The following is a 17561-nucleotide window of genomic DNA, read 5'->3' as shown; positions in this document are numbered from 1 at the left end:
ATTTACCCGGTATGGATTTACACGAATTTATCAGATTGGCGCTCGCTGAAGATGTCGGCGATGGCGATCATACTTCATTGTCGACGATTCCGGCCGATGCCACCAAGCGGGCTCGGTTGCTGGTGAAAGAAGCGGGCGTACTGGCGGGCGTCGACGTAGCCCTGGCTGTCTTCGCGCAAGTCGACCCGCAATTACAGGTCGACGTACTGCTACAGGATGGCGCTGCGATCAAGCCCGGCGATGTGGTGTTGACGGTATCGGGGAACGCCCGGAATATTCTGACCGCAGAGCGACTGGTGTTGAACTGTATGCAACGGATGAGCGGGATTGCGACCCATACCCGTCAACTGGTCGACCTGCTCGAAGGGACGCGTGCCCAACTGCTCGACACCCGCAAGACGACCCCCAACTTCCGCATCTGCGAAAAACTGGCTACGAAGATTGGCGGAGCTGTCAACCACCGGTTTGGTCTATTCGACATGATCCTTATTAAAGACAATCACGTCGATTACGCGGGTGGTATCGAAGCGGCCATTACGAAAGCCGTTGCTTACCTGAACGAAACCGGCCGGAAGCTGCGCATCGAAATCGAAACGCGGAATCGCGCCGAAGTCGAAGAAGTACTGCGCGTTGGAAACGTCGATATCATTCTGCTCGACAACTTTGCCCCCGATGGTATTCGCGACATGGTCCGGCTAATCAACGGTCGGTACATTACCGAAGCGTCGGGTGGTATCGACGAGACGAACCTGCGGGCTTACGCCGAAACAGGTGTCGACTTCATCTCATCAGGTGCTCTGACCCACCAGGTTAAAAGCCTCGACCTGAGTCTGAAAGCGTATTAACTATGTAGAGACGCAATCCTTTGCGTCTCACCGCCGGAGGGCTACCGCCGGAGGGCTACCGCCGGAGGGCTACCGCCGGAGGGCTACCGCCGGAGGGCTACCGCCGGAGGGCTACCGCCGGAGGGCTACCGCCGGAGGGCTACCGCCGGAGGGCTACCGCCGGAGGGCTACCGCCGGAGGGCTACCGCCGGAAGGTGGTTAAGAACTTGTGTATAGTGTTGCTGACGCATATGAGACGCAAAGGATTGCGTCTCTACAATCAGTTCGCTACGTCTTTGACGGTCGGGCGGTTGTCGGGTCGTCGCTTTTCATAATCAATGCGGAACGCGCTCAGATCGGGCGCGTTTTTGCGTTTACGCGCTAACTCGTGCTGGTAAATTGTCTGCCCTAACTGATAGAGGAAGGGCGTACCGATGCTGGCATAGTCGTATTTGTCGTCGTTCAGAATACCGTCTTTATTGACATAGATCGTGGCCGACAGCATGTATTCGATGTTGTGCCTAAAGTCCGCGACGTAAGATGCGTCGGTCAGAAAGCCGTACGCCCAGCCTACTTTGTTGAATACCCGTACGCCAGCGGGTAATTTGCGATGTAGACTGTCCATGAAAAAATACTTGACGTAACTGTCGTAATACTGCGCGGAATCGTACTTCGGATAGTTCGTCTCACCCGGAAACTGCGACAGGTACTGCTTCATAAAGCGGTAATCGTCGGGAGTCAGGCCAAACCGCTGTCTGGCCGGGACCGACTGCGGAAACAGGACCGATCGTAGGATATGTTGTAGCGATTCGAGCGGGAGTTTATTACGACCCGTAAAGTCGAATGGCTGGCGAACCAGACTGTCGCCCACGTAGTAGCCGGTGCCCAGCGTATCGGTCCGTCGGGTGTCGAATGGATCAGGGTTATAGGCGGCTGGCTGTGCGTAGATCGTTGTGCCGTCGGGGCGAATAAATCGGACTGGGTTGGTGTGCCGGTTTTGTTCTGGTGTCAGGCGGACGAAGCGGTGTGTAATCCGGGTGTCGACATACCCCTTCGCGTGCAGCGACCGGTTGATTGCCTGCTGGCCGACAAACTCGTACATCCGGCTGTAGGGGTCATTCTCACTAACCAGCATCGTTTTCCGGATCAGGTGCGCAATCGACGGGTAGCCGCTCTGCGCAGTCGGATCGGTCCACTCCCTGGTTTGACCACTGTAGGCGCTATCGAACTGCATCGCCGTTTCGCGGGTCAGCTGTGGGTTCTTCAGCGCGTTCAGCTTTTCCAGTGACAGGAGTGCCAGCGGTAGCTTTACCGTTGAAGCCGGGTTGAAATAAGTTGTACTGTCGACGTGGAAATAGTAATTCGTGAACGTAGGCTTGTTGGTCCGATCGCGATCAATCTGCGTGTAAATGATCTGGAGCCTATACCGGTCGGGATGCTGAATGACTTCCTGAACGACCGGGTGCGCATTCGTTGCCAGCAGCTTCGCCAGAACGGCGTCGGTGCGCGGTTGTGCACGTAGTAGACTTGGCAGGAAAAATAGAAAAAGGCAAAGAACGGTTCGCATCGACTAATCGTACGTCAGTAAAGTGGAGAACGATAGTACGAAAAAAAGTGGTAGTCGACCGCTTTCCGGTCGTCAATAGTATTCGCTAGAACTACTCCCGACGATGTTGCGAAGCTTTTGCGGGTTTATGGTTGTTCGTGTGACCGCTGAAGCCCAGCCTGCGCAATACCGTGTTTGGAATAGGGTCGCTCAGCTAAAGATCGGTCAGCACTGGCAGCAAAGCCGTTGCGGGTCAACGACCGTTTACTTTTTTTATGGCAAATTGCTTGTAAAGAACGAATTACGTTCAGAAAAGGTACGAATCAGGTCGAGGGCTAATCAATCTACGGTGACTACAGGTTTATAGGGGAAACCTGTAGAAATTATGCTGACCGATTACACAGAAGAAGCCGTATGCAAGGTCGACGATCTGAAAGACGGCGAGTTGAAAGACGTTCGGGTGGGCGATACGGATGTTCTCCTGGCCCGCGTCGATGGGCAATACTACGCGCTCTATCCTAAATGCACGCATTATCAGGCACCACTTTCGAAAGGCATGCTACATGGTAATCGGCTGGTTTGTCCCTGGCACAATGCCTGTTTCGACGTACGCAATGGGCATCGGCTGGAAGCGCCCGCGCTGAACGGGTTACCGACGCACGAAGTCCGTATCGAAGGCGATCAGGTCATGGTGCGGCTCACGACCGACAAGGAAAGTATGGAAAACCCGATGGCTACGCCCGACCCGGCTAATACAACTACCTGCGTCATCATCGGGGCGGGGGGAGCCGGTGCGTTCGCGGCCGAAGCGATGCGCGAGGGTGGCTTTACGGGGAATATCCTGATGCTGACGAGTAGTGACCACGCGCCGTACGACCGACCCAACTGCTCAAAAGATTACTTGCAGGACAAAGCCCCCGACGAGTGGATGCCGCTTCGCTCGCCCGACTTCTACGCCGACTACGGTATTGACATTCGGACGGGGCAGCGGGTAACAAGCCTTGACCCGCAGACGAAAGAAATTGAAGTCAGCGGGGGCGAGGGGCAGGCAACTGAGCGGATTGCTTACGACAAAGCCCTGATCTGTTCGGGGGGAAAACCCAACAAACTACCCGTACCCGGCGTCGACCTGAAAGGCGTTCAGGTGTTGCGTAGTCTGACCGATAGTCAGCAACTGCGCGAACTGGGCAAAGAAGGCAAGCGCATCGTCATTATCGGTAGCTCATTTATCGGGCTAGAAGCCGCCATGAGTTTACGCAAACTGGGTAGCAGCGTCGACGTTGTCGGGATGGAGGCAGTGCCGTTCGAAAAAATTCTGGGCGAGCGCGTGGGCAAGGTCATTCAGGGCTGGCACGAGAAAGAAGGCATCACCTTTCACCTCGGCCGGAACGTAAAGGCACTGGAAGGTAGCGATACTGTTGAGGCCGTCGTGCTCGATAACGGCGAACGGCTGGCTGCCGATGCTGTCCTGCTGGGCCTGGGCGTAAAACCCAATACCGACTTTGTGAAAGGTATCGATCGGGAGAAGGACGGGAGCCTACGCGCTGACGAAACGCTACAGATCGCTGACGGTCTGTTCGTTGCCGGCGATATTGCTACCTACCCGACAGCCGATGGTACACAACGTATCGAACACTGGAAAGTCGCCGGACAGCAGGGCTACACCGCCGGTATGAACATGGCTGGCAATGGGGTTGTCTATAACGAGGTTCCGTTTTTCTGGTCGAATCAGCAGGGGAAGCGCATCAATTACATCGGTCACGCCGAGAAAATTGATGACGTCATTTTTGATGGTAATCCGGAGCAGGACGACAGTTTCCTGGCTTTTTACGTGCAGGACGGGAACGTCAAAGCTGTCGCTGGTCTAAAACGCGACAAAGAGATTATCGCCATTCGCGAGCTAATGCAGGCCGACAAACTACCATCCGTCGAAACGATTCGGCAGGGAGTAGACTGGAAGGCGGAGTTGGGAAAGTAGGAAGGGGAGGAAAGAGGATAGCAGAAAGAGAAAAGACGTAAGAAGAAAGAGGCTGGCGCAATCCAGTCTTTCTTCACACGTCTTTTCTCTTTCTTCTTAAATTCTATTTGCTCTGCTTCGCTAGTTCTTCCTCGCGCAGCGATCGGCGCAGGATTTTGCCGACGTTGGTTTTAGGGAGTTCCGCCCGGAACTCGATCTGCTTGGGGACTTTATAAGCCGTCAGGTTTTCGCGGCAGTATGCTTTGACGGCATCTTCGGTCAGACTCTCGTCCTTTTTGACGATGAACACCTTGACTACCTCGTTGGAATGCTGATTCGGGACGCCAATGCAGGCAACCTCACCTACACCGGGGCACATCGCGACAACGTCTTCGATCTCATTGGGGTATACGTTGAAGCCCGATACCAGAATCATATCTTTCTTGCGGTCAACGATGCGGAAAAAGCCGTCGTTATCCATCGTGGCAATGTCGCCGGTTTTGAACCAGCCGTCGACCATGGCTTTCTCGGTTTCGTCCGGGCGCTTGTAATAGCCGATGAACACCTGCGGCCCTTTGGCAACGATTTCACCTGGTTCGCCTACCGGCGCATCGGTACCATCGTCCAGAATCACTTTCATGTCGGTGCTGGGCCAGGGTATACCGATCGTACCAACCCGTACCGACCCGTCGACAGGGTTGGAAGAAAGAACGGGCGAGGTTTCCGTCAAGCCGTATCCTTCGCAGGGCGTATTTCCCGTCAGCTTGGTCCAGCGTTCAGCCACTGCGGTTTGCAGCGCCATGCCCCCCGCCGAGGTAATGCGCAGCGCGCTGAAGTCGACCTCAGCGATACGGGGGTGATTTAGCAGGCCATTGTACAAGGTGTTGACACCCGTAAAGCCCGTAATTGTATACTTCTTCAACTCATCGACAAAGGCGTTCATGTCGCGCGGATTGGTGATGAGCAGATTCATCGAGCCGCTTCGCAGCGCACCCAGTGCGTTGGTCGTCAGGGCATACACGTGGTAGAGTGGCAGCGCAGCAACCATTAGCCCCGTACCGTCGGGGACACCGGCCGGTTTCATCCACTCGTATTGACAGGCAACGTTCGACAGGATGTTCCGGTGCGTCAGCATGGCTCCTTTCGAAACGCCCGTCGTACCGCCGGTATACTGGATAAACGCGAGTTCATTGTTTCGAACGTCGACCGACTTGAACGGTTGCCGCTTGCCCCGGTCAAGGGCGGAGTTGAACGAGACCGCGTCGGGCAGGTAATACGACGGAACCAACTTCTTCACGTATCTCACAACCGCGTTGACCAACTGCTTTTTAGGAAAGCCGAGCAGATCGCCCAGTTCGGTAACGATTACGTGCTTGATGTCGGTACGGTCGATAATTTTCTCCAGGTTAGCCGCAAAATTGGCCAGGATAACGATGGCCTTTGCCCCCGAATCTTTGAACTGATGCTGCATCTCGCGGGGCGTATACAGCGGGTTTGTATTGACCACGACCATTCCGGCCCGCAGCGCCCCGAACATGGCAATTGGATACTGAAGCGTGTTCGGCATCTGAATAGCGATGCGATCGCCCCGGAGCAGTTTCAGATCGTTTTGCAGAAAGGACGCGAACTGCTTTGAGAGCATGTCCAACTCGCTGAACGTAATCTGCTTACCCATACAGGCATACGCGGGCCGGTCGGCGAACCGCTGAAAGCCGTCTTCCATCAAGGTAGCCAGCGACGTATACTGATCAGCGTCGATCTCGTGCGGTACGCCTTTGGGGTAAAAACGGAGCCAGGGGCGAGTCGGGACAGTTACGGGCGTTTCCATACGCGCATCAGAATGATATATAACAAAAATAAAACGAAAAAAAGAAAAAACTGCTTTTTCCCGCGTCAATATACCGATTAATACCTATAACGAAACAAGTCAGGCTATTGCCTGACCTGCGATCAATCGGTTATAGAATAGATAGTTCTCTGAATGGATTGATAATCAGTCCTAATTGTCTGACCAGATCAGGAAGGGCATGGGCAGCGACACTGATTTGGTTGCCGAACGGGTAACGGCTCGGTCATAGCGTTGCAGATAAGCCAGCAGTGGCCGATAATAAGCCCCGTGCCAGTCGCGCTCGACAGAATCCAGTTCATAACCGCCACTCGCCAGTAGCAGCGAGCGCACGACCTGACAGGAAAGCCAGCCCACAGAGAGCGGATTGTTGAGTGATGCCAGCGGGAGCGTTGCCATAAAATCGGTAGCCTGCTGCTGACAGGCACTGACCAGCCGGTATCCGCTTACACCGTCTGCCTGCTGCTGATAAGCGAATGCACTGATCCACTGATTAACGTCTGACCAGCGAACCGTCGACCGGCTGTCGGGCAACGACCGGCGAATTTCGGCAATCAGCATATCGGTGGCTAAGTCAATACCAAGTGGCGTAACGATCAGCGAGTACATAAGGCAGTCAGTCAAGGCGGGTTAGCTACTATTACGACTGATTATACAAGGGTACGTCACCGGGTTAAATCGATGTGCCAAAAAAGTCGGATTAGTGAAAATAATATATATTTATGTGCCAGTGATGGTATACAAAATTGCTTATAACTCACTGTCTGATAGATTAATATATTGAATTAAGTAAGTATTGTTATTTTAAAAGTTACTATTAAGTAATATAAATAAACACAAGGGGCACACTTATTGGGTAATTGTATACTGAAAAGTAGCTAGTGTGGATTTGTACACGTAATGGTAAGTATGGTTTTCTCTTCTGTTACGATGCGTATCCAGATACAGTACTAGTTACTGAGTCTACTCATTTTTCCACTTATCATCTCCCTTATGCTGTTTGTCTACAAACGGAGTTATTACCTCCTGTGGTGGATGTTGCTGGTATCAGTTAGCGTACTGGCCAAGCCAAGACCATCCGTTCATTCAACTCCTGCCCGATACGCAGGGTTGTCGAGTAACAGAGGAATTAATGGACCAATAGGACTCCCAATTAATCCGTTGGTGTTCAACGGGACAAATCAGTATGCTCGAGTACCCTTCAAGCAGGGTATGGACTTTAGTACTGGTACAATCGAATTGTGGTTACGCCCTGACTGGGGGGCTGGTACTCGAAGAGCCAACCCTTGCATTGTCGCAGCGCGAATTGTTGGTGGAGCGACAACTACGCGGTACAGTTTCCACATCAATAACAACCTAAGAGCCATTGGGTTGTACAATGGGTACGGTTACAATACGCTGCCTTTTAATTTTGTTACTGGTACTTGGTATCACGTAGCTTTTGTGATGGGTGAAACCAATACTGAAATTTTCATCGACGGTAATTCAATAGGATTCACTAATAATGCGATTAATACTAGCGTAGAAAATCTGGACTTCAAGATTGGTACAGCTGAAGACGAGGGGCATCCACTTTTCGAGCTAGAACTATTCAAGGGAGCCTTCGATGAACTACGAGTCTGGAATGTCGAGCGGACGCAGCAGGAAATTCAGAATAATATGAATGCGCCCATATCGCCAACTGCGGCTGGAATACATGCGTACTATCCGATTGATGCGGGTATTAACTGTATGGACGAGCTGAAGGATTATGGCCCAAACAAGTTTACTGGAAAACTGGGTAACTATTCGCCCATTATCACACCGTCACAAACAGACGTCAGCTGCTTTGGGGGTAGCAATGGATCGGCTTCCGCAAGTGTCAGGAGTGGCATCGCACCTTACAAGTATGCATGGTCGACAAATGCTGGCGATGTAAATTCCATTAGCAGCTTAAAACCGGGCACTTACTCACTCACCGTAACCGATGCTCAAGGTTGCAAGGCTACACAAGATTATACCATTTTGCAGCCAACTGAAGCTGTTGGCGCTACTGGTACGACGACAGATGTTAGCTGTTTGGGGGGCAGTAATGGCTCGATTGATCTGACACCTAGTGGCGGTACCGCACCTTATACGTTCAGCTGGAGCGATGACGCTACTACCGAAGACCGGTCAGGATTAACGGCAGGCAAGTACTCAGTAACGATCACCGATGCAAATGGCTGCGCTATTGCGAGCGACTTTATTATTAATCAGCCTGCAACGGCCGTAGCGATTACCGCTGCAACACAGACCGAGGTAAGTTGTTTCGGCGGTAGCAACGGTAGTGCAACAGTATCGGTCAATGGTGGAACAGGTAGCTACAGCTACGGTTGGTCACCGTCGGTTGGAAAAGGCGAAACCGTTACTGGCTTGTTGGCCGGGAAATATAGCGTCACAGTAACTGACGGGAACGGCTGCCTAGCTACACATAACTTCACAATCACCCAGCCTGACGCGCTCGTCATAACGGATTCACAAACTAACCCATCAGCCTATGGCCTGGCCAATGGCTCGGCAACGGCATCGGTCAGTGGCGGAACTGCACCGTATACTTACCTGTGGTCGTCGGGCGGGACCGGGGCAACGGCGACCGGCTTGTCGGCGGGTACGTACACGGTGACCGTAACTGACAACAACAAGTGCGAGAAAACACTGACCTATACGCTGACGCAGCCTGCTGCTTCCAGTGACAATAGCATGAGTAACCTGGTTGTTAGCGGAGGTTCGCTGACGCCTGCATTTGCATCAGGTACGCTGATGTATTCGGCAAGCGTTGAGTATGCTACGGAGAGCATTGTTCTGACGCCGACCGTCGATATTAACGCTACGGTGAAAATTAACGGCAAGTCCGTAACGAATCAGTCAACAGTCAATGTGCCGTTAACGATAGGCAGTAATACGATTACGATCGAGGTGACTGCTCAGGACGGAACCACTAAAACGTATACGCTGACAGTTACCCGTAATCAGGGTGGTCAAACGATTACGTTCAATGCGATTTCAGCGAAGATTTACGGAGACGCAGCGTTCAATCTCGGTGCTATTGCTTCGTCGGGATTGTCGATTAGCTACGAGTCGGGTAATCCGGCGGTAGCGACGGTCGATGCCGCTGGTAATGTCCAGATCATCAAGGCTGGTACGGTCGAGTTTACGGCGGCTCAGCAAGGCAACGGTAGTTATGCCGCTGCTACCAGCGTCAAACAAACCCTGGTTGTTAAACCCGCCCCGCTGACGATTCAGGCCGACAATCAGTGTAAGAGCGGTAGTGATCTGCCAAAGCTGACATTGACCTACACTGGGTTTGTGAAGGATGAGACAGCGTTGAATCTGCTAAAACGGCCGACTGTTACAACGACGGCTACGGCGGAATCACAAGCGGGTAACTATCCAATCACTGTTACAGATGCTGAAAGCGACAACTACGCAATTAAGTACATCGATGGTACGCTGACAATTGCGGATGCTACACTGTCTGCCAGCGGGTCTATTAGCTGTAAAGAACCAACCGTAACACTGACGGCAACGGGCGGTGCCAGCTACGCACTGAGTGATGGACAGACAAGTAAAACCGGGGAATTTACCGTCAATAAAGAAGGTGAGTACACTGTGACGGTAACGACGGCCGACGGCTGCGTGGCAACGGATAAGGTAACGGTTTTAGCCTTCACCTCAACTCCGCAGGTAACGCTAACCAACGACGGGCCACTTACCTGCGCTAACTCAGCGGTTACGCTGACAGCCAGCCCAATGGTTTCTGAAACGTACTGCGGAAAGATCAGCTACGCATACAGTGGCCCCGGTCTGGTCGATTCGAATGCGTCGTTTGGTACTACTACTGTCAACGCTGCGGGTGTTTATTCGGTGACGCTCACCGACGATTACGGCTGTAAAGCTACGGCAGAAACCAAAGTCGAAGTAGATCAGGAGGTGACCACTGTCGTGCTGACGAGTGATGGATCGCTGAGTTGTATGAAGACCAGCGTTACGTTGACGGCTACGGGTGGCGTTTCGTATCAATTCGACGGCGGAGTAGATGCACAGCAGGATAATACCGCTATCGTAACGAAACCGGGTACCTATTCAGTAAAAGCAAAAGCGGCAAACGGCTGCACGGCGACCCAACAAGTCGTTGTGACCGGCGACCAGACAGCACCAACAGCCGGGCTGACCGACAACGGGCCGTTGACCTGTGATCGGCCAACGGTGTTACTCACCGCCAGCGGAGGTAAAACGTATCAGTTCAGCACAGGAACTACCGCACTGGGTGAGAATACCGCTACGGTTCAGGAGGCCGGAATCTATTCGGTAACCGTCACGGCTGTCAACGGCTGTACCGCTGTCGCTACCACTACTGTAATCGGTGACCAGACAGTACCAACGGCTGAACTGAGTAATAGTGGTCCGATAACCTGCGCTAACAACGTTGTCACACTGACTGCCACAGGCAAGGGAAGTTACCGCTTTAGTCAGGGTGCCGATCAGGTTGCGAATGGCAACACGGCGACGGTGGCCACGGCAGGTACCTACAGTGTGACAGTAACAGCCGCCAATGGCTGTACCGCAATAGCGTACAACACGGTTGTCGACGATCAGCAGGTCCCAGTAATTACGCTGACAGGCGATGGCCTGTTGAGCTGTAACAAGGCCAGTGTACTCCTGACGGCTTCGGGTGGAAGCAGCTATCGCTTCTCTACGGGTGCAAATCAGATTGCGAACGGCAATACGGCCAGTGTCAGCACGGCTGGTACTTATTCGGTAACGGTGACGGCGGCCAACGGGTGTATGGCTACACGTATGATTACAGTTGACCAGTCAGCCGCGCTAGTAGCGGGTACTGGTGGGCAGACTAACGTGAGTGGTAATGGCGGTAACAACGGTAGCGCCACGGTGTCGGTTAGCGGAGGAACGGGTAGCTACAGCTACAGTTGGTCGCCTTCAGGCGGTACGACTGCCACGGCTACAGGCTTAGTAGCAGGCACCTATACAGTGACTGTCACCGATGCTAATTCCTGTCAGACAACTCAGAGTTTCATTATCACTCAGCCCGATGCGCTGGCAGCCGACGGCAAGGGCAGCAGCCAGACCAATGTAAGTGGCAACGGCGGTAACAACGGTAGCGCTACGGTAGCGGTTACCGGTGGAGTGGGTCCGTATACCTACAGCTGGTCGCCATCAGGCGGTACGGCTGCTACGGCGAGTGGGCTGTCGGCAGGTACGTATGTAGTAACGGTAACGGATGCCAACGGCAACAAGACCACGCAGACCTTCGTCATCACCCAGCCTGATGCGCTGATCGTGAGTGGTGGCAGCAGCCAGACCAACGTAAGTGGTAACGGCGGTAGCAATGGTAGCATCACGGCGGTAGTGACGGGCGGTGTGGGTCCCTACACCTATAGCTGGTCGCCCACGGGTGGTTCAGCTGCGACAGCGAGTGGTCTGTCAGCGGGTGTCTACACGGTAACTATCACGGACGCTAAGGGTAATGTAACGAAGCAGGTTTTCTCCTTAACCCAACCAGCCGCGCTGGTAGCGGGTGTGGGGAGCCAAACCAATGTGAGTGGTAACGGAGCCAGTAACGGCGGTGCGACGGTATCCGTCGTCGGTGGTGTTGGGCCCTATACGTATAGCTGGTCGCCTTCGGGCGGTACGGAGGCTACGGCGAGCGGGCTGTCGGCGGGTACCTACACGGTGACCGTTACGGATGCGAATGGCAACGTGACCACGCAAGTTTTCGTTATCAATCAGTCACCGCTGCTGACGGCCAGTGCACTGGTAACCGAAAAAGAACCTATTCTGGTAACCGCTTCGGGTTGCGCGGGAACGATTAGCTGGACGGTACAAGGTGGAACGGGTGTCGCTAACGGCGCTGTCTATACCCTTTCGCAACCGGCGAACTACACTCTGACAGCCCGGTGTACGGTGGGTAACGACATCAGCGTTGAATCTACACCGCTTCTTGTCAGTATCCGTCCCGGTAATTTTGCCATCGCCAGCGTCAACACCGTAAATTGCCAGCTAGTCGATGCCAGCCGGGGGGAATACTGGGTTACGTTTACGCCGGTTTATAGTGGTCTATCGGGTAACCCAGCTAGCTTCTCGATCATCAACGAGATTGTGAGCACCACGGCCACGGCACCCTACACCGTACGGCTCTACGCCGATAACCCGGTTGTTACGCTGGTAGCCACACAGGCTGATGGTAACCAAGCCCAGTTTGCCTATAGCTGGCGGGCTATCTGCGCGGGTAATACCACGGCCAACCGCGCACCGGTTGTAACAACCATTCCGGATCAGCAACTGGTTCAGGACCAACCTTATCAGCTTGATCTGACCAGCTACTTTGCCGATCCTGACGGGCAGATACTCACGTTCACAACCAGTCAACTACCCGCTGGCCTGAATCTGTCGGGCGGTCGTATCAGCGGCCGACCAACCGGACCGGGTGTGAGTGACGTGACGGTTACGGCGCTTGACCCCGCCGGTCTTCAGGTGTCGACTTCCGTGCGTCTACGAATTACGGCGGCTAGTGAGCCCTCCACCACTGATTTTTCCATCACGGGGGTAAGTAACGTAACCTGTGTGGCTGTGAGTGCCTCGGAACGGCGGGTCAGCTTCTCACCCATCTACAGTGGGCTCAACGGCACGGCGATCCGCTTCCGGGTAGTCAACGAGATCGACGCCACGACAGAGCCGGGGCCCTATACAATCCGCTTATACACCGACAACCCGGTGGTGAAGCTGGAAGCGGTGCAGTCGGGGGTAACAGCTACCTACAGCTATGCCTGGCTTAACAGTTGCACAAACCCCACCCCACCCGTGGTAACCAACCGGCCGCCGGTGGTATCGATCCCGCTGGTAAGTCAGACGGCCACGGTAGGTCAGGGCTACTCGCTCTACATTTCCCGCAACACCTTCACCGATCCCGACGGTGGGGCACTGATTCTAACGGCGGAGGGACTGCCAGCTGGACTGACCTACTCAACTAGCCTGAGTGGAGTGACGGGCACGCCGGCCAGTGTCGGTACATCGACGATCTGGATCACGGCGACCGATCCCGGTGGACTATCCGTTCGCACCAGTTTTGAGTTGACGGTTAAGGAGTCGACAGTCGTAGTCAACCCGCCCACCGAGTCGACGCCACCGACCACTGATTTTGCCATCACGGGGGTAAGTAACGTAACCTGTGTGGCTGTGGGTGCCTCGGAACGGCGGGTCAGCTTCTCACCCATCTACAGCGGTCTCAATGGCACGCCCATTCGTTTCCGGGTAGTCAACGAGATCGACGCCACCACCGATGCGGGTCCCTACGCGATTCGCTTGTATACCGACAACCCGGTGGTGAAGCTGGAAGCGGTGCAGTCGGGGGTAACAGCTACCTACAGCTATGCCTGGCTGAGTACCTGTGATACGCCGACTCCATCACCTACGCCGACCCCGCAAACTCCGTCAACTCCGCCGGTTGTTACGACTCCGGTAACCCCGCCTTCCACTGAGTTTGCCATCACAGGTGTTACTACGGTGAGTTGTGAGCCAATCACGGCCAGCGAGCGTCGGGTGACCTTCACACCCCAGTACACCGGGGCGGGCAGCGGACCAATCAGTTTCCGGGTGGTTAACGAGGTAGACGCCACCACGGCTGCGGGTCCTTACACAATCCGGCTCTACACCGACAATCCGGTGGTGACCTTGCAGGCCGAGCAGGCTACCCAGGTGGCTAGCTTCCGTTACGAGTGGCTGAAAGCTTGCAGCCCCAACGGTCGCCAGGGGTCACTCGAAGCGGTTGTTCCGTTGCAGGTGACCGTGTTTGGCAACCCGGTGATTGGCGAGTCGGTCTCCGTGTCGATTAGCGGAGCTGATGGTCAAGCGGTGCAGGTTCGGGTGGTGGATCTGTTGGGGAACACCGTTCATCATCAGTCGATTTCTCAAGCGGGTTCTATCGAGCGGCTGAGTGTTCCGTTGGGCCGCAGCCAGGGCGTGTTGTTGCTGCGTGTCAGCACACCATCCCAGCAGCAGCAAATCAAGCTCATCCGCCCATAACCGGACTGGTTTGTTGAGTACCGCCGAGGCCCAGCTACCTACTTAGCTGGGCCTCGGTATTTTACGAACGATGTGCTCTTCAAAACATAGACAAACAAAAAGCGGCCGTCTGATCAGACGGCCGCTTTTTGTTTGTGCTCCCGAAGGGATTCGAACCCCTATCGTCGGTACCGGAAACCGAAATTCTATCCATTGAACTACGGAAGCAAATTCCCCGGTTGGGAGCGCAAAGATAAGAAATACGGTTGAATCGACGCAACGAAAACGCGAAAAAACCTTATAACAGAGCCATTGTCTTGTAGTCGCCGACGTGTTTCAAGTACATGAAGTTGAGTAACAGGCCGTTAACGTTGTTAATCAGCTTATGCGATTCGGGTAGGCTGGTCACGATTGTAGTAATGCGCTCAAATTCCGACGTGCTACCCATGTTTTTGTGGTGATACGCCATGATTTCCTCGTGGGGTAGGGTACGCTCAATGAAGAAGAAATGCATGCCTTCATCGCTGGTACCGGTGCTGGGGAAAAAGAGCTGACTGTTTAGCTTCGTCAGGTCGCTTGGTTCTACGATCAGGCCAATCTCTTCGCCCAACTCGCGGGCCGCCACTTCGTCGGGTGCGTCGCTGGCGTCGACCATACCGGCCGGGTGTTCGTAGGTGTGCGAGCCATCACAGATGCGCCGTTGCCGAACGAGAACGACAAATTTTTCGCCGGTCTTATCGTCGATGAGGCAGACGAGCATAGAAGCCGCATGGCCTTTCAAAAACAGAGCGGGGGGGATCTTGTCGCCTTCAGGTGTAGTTGCGTCTACTTCGAGCATGGCGAACAAAACTTCGCCATTGTGTCGTCGGCGGAGGTATTTCTCGTCAATTTTGTTGATGGTCAGTCCATTACTGATCATCTGTTCTTGCCAGAACTGAAACTTATGAGCCTGTTCAAGCGGCTCGGGGGAAAGTTTACTCATGGTAGACAAACTAAAAACGTTACGCAACTGAACCCGTCCGTCCGAACGGGTTTAGCTACGTAACGTGTCGATGGGAGGCATGGTTGCCCCGTTATTGTTATTTGTATATTCGGTCAGCGAGCGTAGCTGTCATGATGCAACCACGTCCGGCGAATTGATCGGCAACTACTTTATAGTGGTGCCGGGGCCGACGTACCGCTCGAAGAATTCGTAAATACGCAGCAGCCGGTCGATGCGCTGCCGAACGTTACCGGTACGACTCAACTCGTGCGTGGCACCGGGCATCCGAACGTATTCGACGGGTTTGCCCATAATCTTCAGACTCTTGTACATCATTTCGCTCTGAATAACGCCGGTGCGCAGGTCGTTCTCGCCGTGCTTGATGAGCAGGGGTGTTTTGATGTTCTGCACGAAGGTGTAGGGCGAGTTAGCGTCGAGCACCTGTGCGCCGGGCATCCAGGGATACTCGAAGTAGTTCGGTACCAAGCGCCAGGCGTTGCCTTCGCCGAGGAAGGTAGTCAGGTCATATACACCGCGCTGTGCAAAAGCGGCTTTGAAGCGGTTGTCGTGTCCAACGATCCAGGCGGTCAGGTAGCCCGCGTAGGAACCACCCGTGATAACCTGCCGGCTGGTGTCGACCCACGTTTCGCGGGCGGCAGCAGTGGCGGCTGCCAGTACGTCTTCGGCTGGTCCGGTGCCCCAGTCTTTTTTGTTGGCCTGCTGGAAATTCAGCCCGTAGCCGCCCGACCCGCGTGGGTTGGCGTACACAATGCCGTATCCCTGCGCGCACATGTATTGAAACTCGTGCCACATCGATGCTTCGCCGGGACCCCACATGGCGGTCGGGCCGCCATGCATGTTCAGCAGTAGCGGATACGTTTTACCCGCTTCGACAACCGCCGGTTTCATGATCCAGTAATCGACGGTCTGACCGAGTGAGTTTTTGTACGTTCGCTTCTCGGGGGTACTCAACTGCCGCTGGGCTACCCAGTCATTATGTGTCGTCAGCTTAACCGCATTTTTGGCCTGCGCGTCGGCTTTGTACAACTCAGAAGGGTTGCTGATTTCGGTGCGCGAAAAAACAAGCTGACCACCGTCGGCGTCGAAGCTGGTGATGCCCTGGTCGAAGCCGGTTAACTGGGTAACCTGTAACGAAGCGGGATCGAGCCGGTAGACAGGTACACCACCATTGGCACTGGCGGTGAAATAGATGGTATAGCCCGCGCTTCCTTTCTTACCGGATCGGGGCAGTTCGGCCCAGGTCATATTGCCGGCGGCCCGGTCGAATGTGACGAGTCGGGGAGTTGATACCGTCGCGCCGTTCAGGCTAACCAGACCGATCTGCGATTGTGTGATGCCTTCGGCGGGTGAAACCAGATACGTCAGCAGCTTGCCGTCGGGCGAGGGGGCGGGCGAGCCGTAACTTTTGCCGGCTTCGCTCAGTACTAGCCGACGCGTCCCGGACCCATCGGCGGGGATGAAAACGATGGCGTTATCCTGTTCGCGATCGGGATGTTTCAGCGAATCGCGGTCCGATACTGCCAGCAGGCCCTGTCCGTTAGGAAGCCATACGGCTGCCCGCGTGGCCGAAAAGCCACGCGTCAACGGTTTGGGCGTTGCTTTCTCGGCAACATCCACGATAAACAGATGCGTGAAGCTTGGATCGGGTTCGGTGGTCGATTCGCCCTGAAAGTTAAGTCGATTGATGACCTTGGCCTTTTTGTCGTCAACGTCTTTCGCCAGGTATGCCCGGATTTCGGCCAGTGAGCCGTCGGGATTTGGCTTTGTCTTTTTGTCGGGTTTGACAAAGTCGTTGTTTCGGAAACCGGGCTTTTCGAGCGACCACACTGGCCCACCTTTCGTCGGGTTCAGCAGCGAATCCGTCAGCATCTCCGCCATCGACACGGGAGCTGTGTAAACAATCCGCTTCCCATCGGGCGACCATAGCGGACCGGAAGCACCGTAGGGCGTGTTGGTAAGCTGCCAGGCTTCACCGCCGTCGAGGGGCATGATGAATACTTGGGGCTTGCCTTTCACCGTCCGGGAAAACGCAATCGACTTGCCGTCGGGTGACCATGCCGCCTGCCGGGCCGATTCGCTGCCACGGGTCAGGGCGCGGCTGTCGCCGGCTTGCAGGCTGGTCAGGTAGAGATGCGTACGGTAATCGTATTCCTCTTTCTGGTCGGGGTTGGGCTCGATGGTTGTCAGGGCGTACACGGCGCGCTTGCCGTCTGGCGATAGGTCAACTGCGCCAACCTGCCGGATGCGGGTCAGGTCGGTAACGGTGACTTTTGGCTTCGTTTGCCCCAGTGCCACCTGCATAGCGCAGAGCAGCAGTACGGTAGTTTGTCGAATCATGTAACAGG

8 protein-coding genes, 1 tRNA gene and 1 pseudogene are annotated in these 17561 nt (G+C 54.6%); 4 read left to right on the top strand and 6 right to left on the bottom strand.

All coding sequences use genetic code 11. From position 1 onward, the window contains the following. Positions 1-11 precede the first annotated feature (11 nt). Positions 12-845: a carboxylating nicotinate-nucleotide diphosphorylase gene (gene nadC / locus CLV58_RS15365; RefSeq protein ID WP_106138782.1), complete on the top strand. Its 834-nt coding sequence runs from the start codon at positions 12-14 to the stop codon at positions 843-845. A 259-nt stretch (positions 846-1104) separates the two neighbouring features. Here the strand turns inward: nadC and CLV58_RS15360 are convergent, their stop codons facing one another. Further along, complete coding sequence (locus CLV58_RS15360) at positions 1105-2391, bottom strand: serine hydrolase (RefSeq protein WP_106138713.1); 1287 nt, start codon at positions 2389-2391, stop codon at positions 1105-1107. A 364-nt stretch (positions 2392-2755) separates the two neighbouring features. Here CLV58_RS15360 and CLV58_RS15355 point away from each other — a divergent pair, with 364 nt between their 5' ends. Beyond that, the gene (locus CLV58_RS15355) at positions 2756-4348 is read left to right on the top strand and encodes an FAD-dependent oxidoreductase (protein WP_106138712.1); all 1593 of its coding nucleotides are present in this window, start codon (positions 2756-2758) and stop codon (positions 4346-4348) included. Between the two features lie 103 nt (positions 4349-4451). Here the strand turns inward: CLV58_RS15355 and CLV58_RS15350 are convergent, their stop codons facing one another. After that, positions 4452-6155, bottom strand: coding sequence for an AMP-binding protein (locus tag CLV58_RS15350; protein WP_106138711.1), 1704 nt, complete (start codon positions 6153-6155; stop codon positions 4452-4454). 171 nt (positions 6156-6326) lie between these two features. Beyond that, positions 6327-6797 carry a hypothetical protein gene (locus tag CLV58_RS15345; RefSeq protein ID WP_146141444.1) on the bottom strand — a complete coding sequence of 157 codons (471 nt, stop codon included), beginning with the start codon at positions 6795-6797 and terminating at the stop codon, positions 6327-6329. Positions 6798-7166: 369 nt separating this feature from the next. Here CLV58_RS15345 and CLV58_RS29160 point away from each other — a divergent pair. Beyond that, positions 7167-8072: pseudogene (locus CLV58_RS29160) on the top strand (LamG-like jellyroll fold domain-containing protein); the annotation flags it as partial. A 105-nt stretch (positions 8073-8177) separates the two neighbouring features. Then, positions 8178-14234 carry a putative Ig domain-containing protein gene (locus CLV58_RS15340; protein ID WP_245882341.1) on the top strand — a complete coding sequence of 2019 codons (6057 nt, stop codon included), beginning with the start codon at positions 8178-8180 and terminating at the stop codon, positions 14232-14234. Between the two features lie 135 nt (positions 14235-14369). On the opposite strand, the gene CLV58_RS15335 is transcribed toward CLV58_RS15340, so the two are convergent. From CLV58_RS15335 to CLV58_RS15325, 3 genes are all read right to left on the bottom strand, one after another. Then, positions 14370-14441, bottom strand: a tRNA-Arg gene (locus CLV58_RS15335). A gap of 70 nt (positions 14442-14511) precedes the next feature. After that, positions 14512-15195 (bottom strand): NUDIX hydrolase, encoded by a 684-nt coding sequence (locus CLV58_RS15330; RefSeq protein ID WP_106138708.1) that lies wholly within the window; start codon positions 15193-15195, stop codon positions 14512-14514. A 165-nt stretch (positions 15196-15360) separates the two neighbouring features. Then, positions 15361-17553 carry a S9 family peptidase gene (locus CLV58_RS15325; RefSeq protein WP_106138707.1) on the bottom strand — a complete coding sequence of 731 codons (2193 nt, stop codon included), beginning with the start codon at positions 17551-17553 and terminating at the stop codon, positions 15361-15363. Positions 17554-17561 lie beyond the last annotated feature (8 nt).

Source organism: Spirosoma oryzae (assembly GCF_003002825.1).
In the GTDB taxonomy this organism is placed as follows: domain Bacteria; phylum Bacteroidota; class Bacteroidia; order Cytophagales; family Spirosomataceae; genus Spirosoma; species Spirosoma oryzae.
The sequence above is the reverse complement of the archived record's forward strand: the minus strand, read 5'-3'. Positions and strand labels throughout refer to the sequence as shown.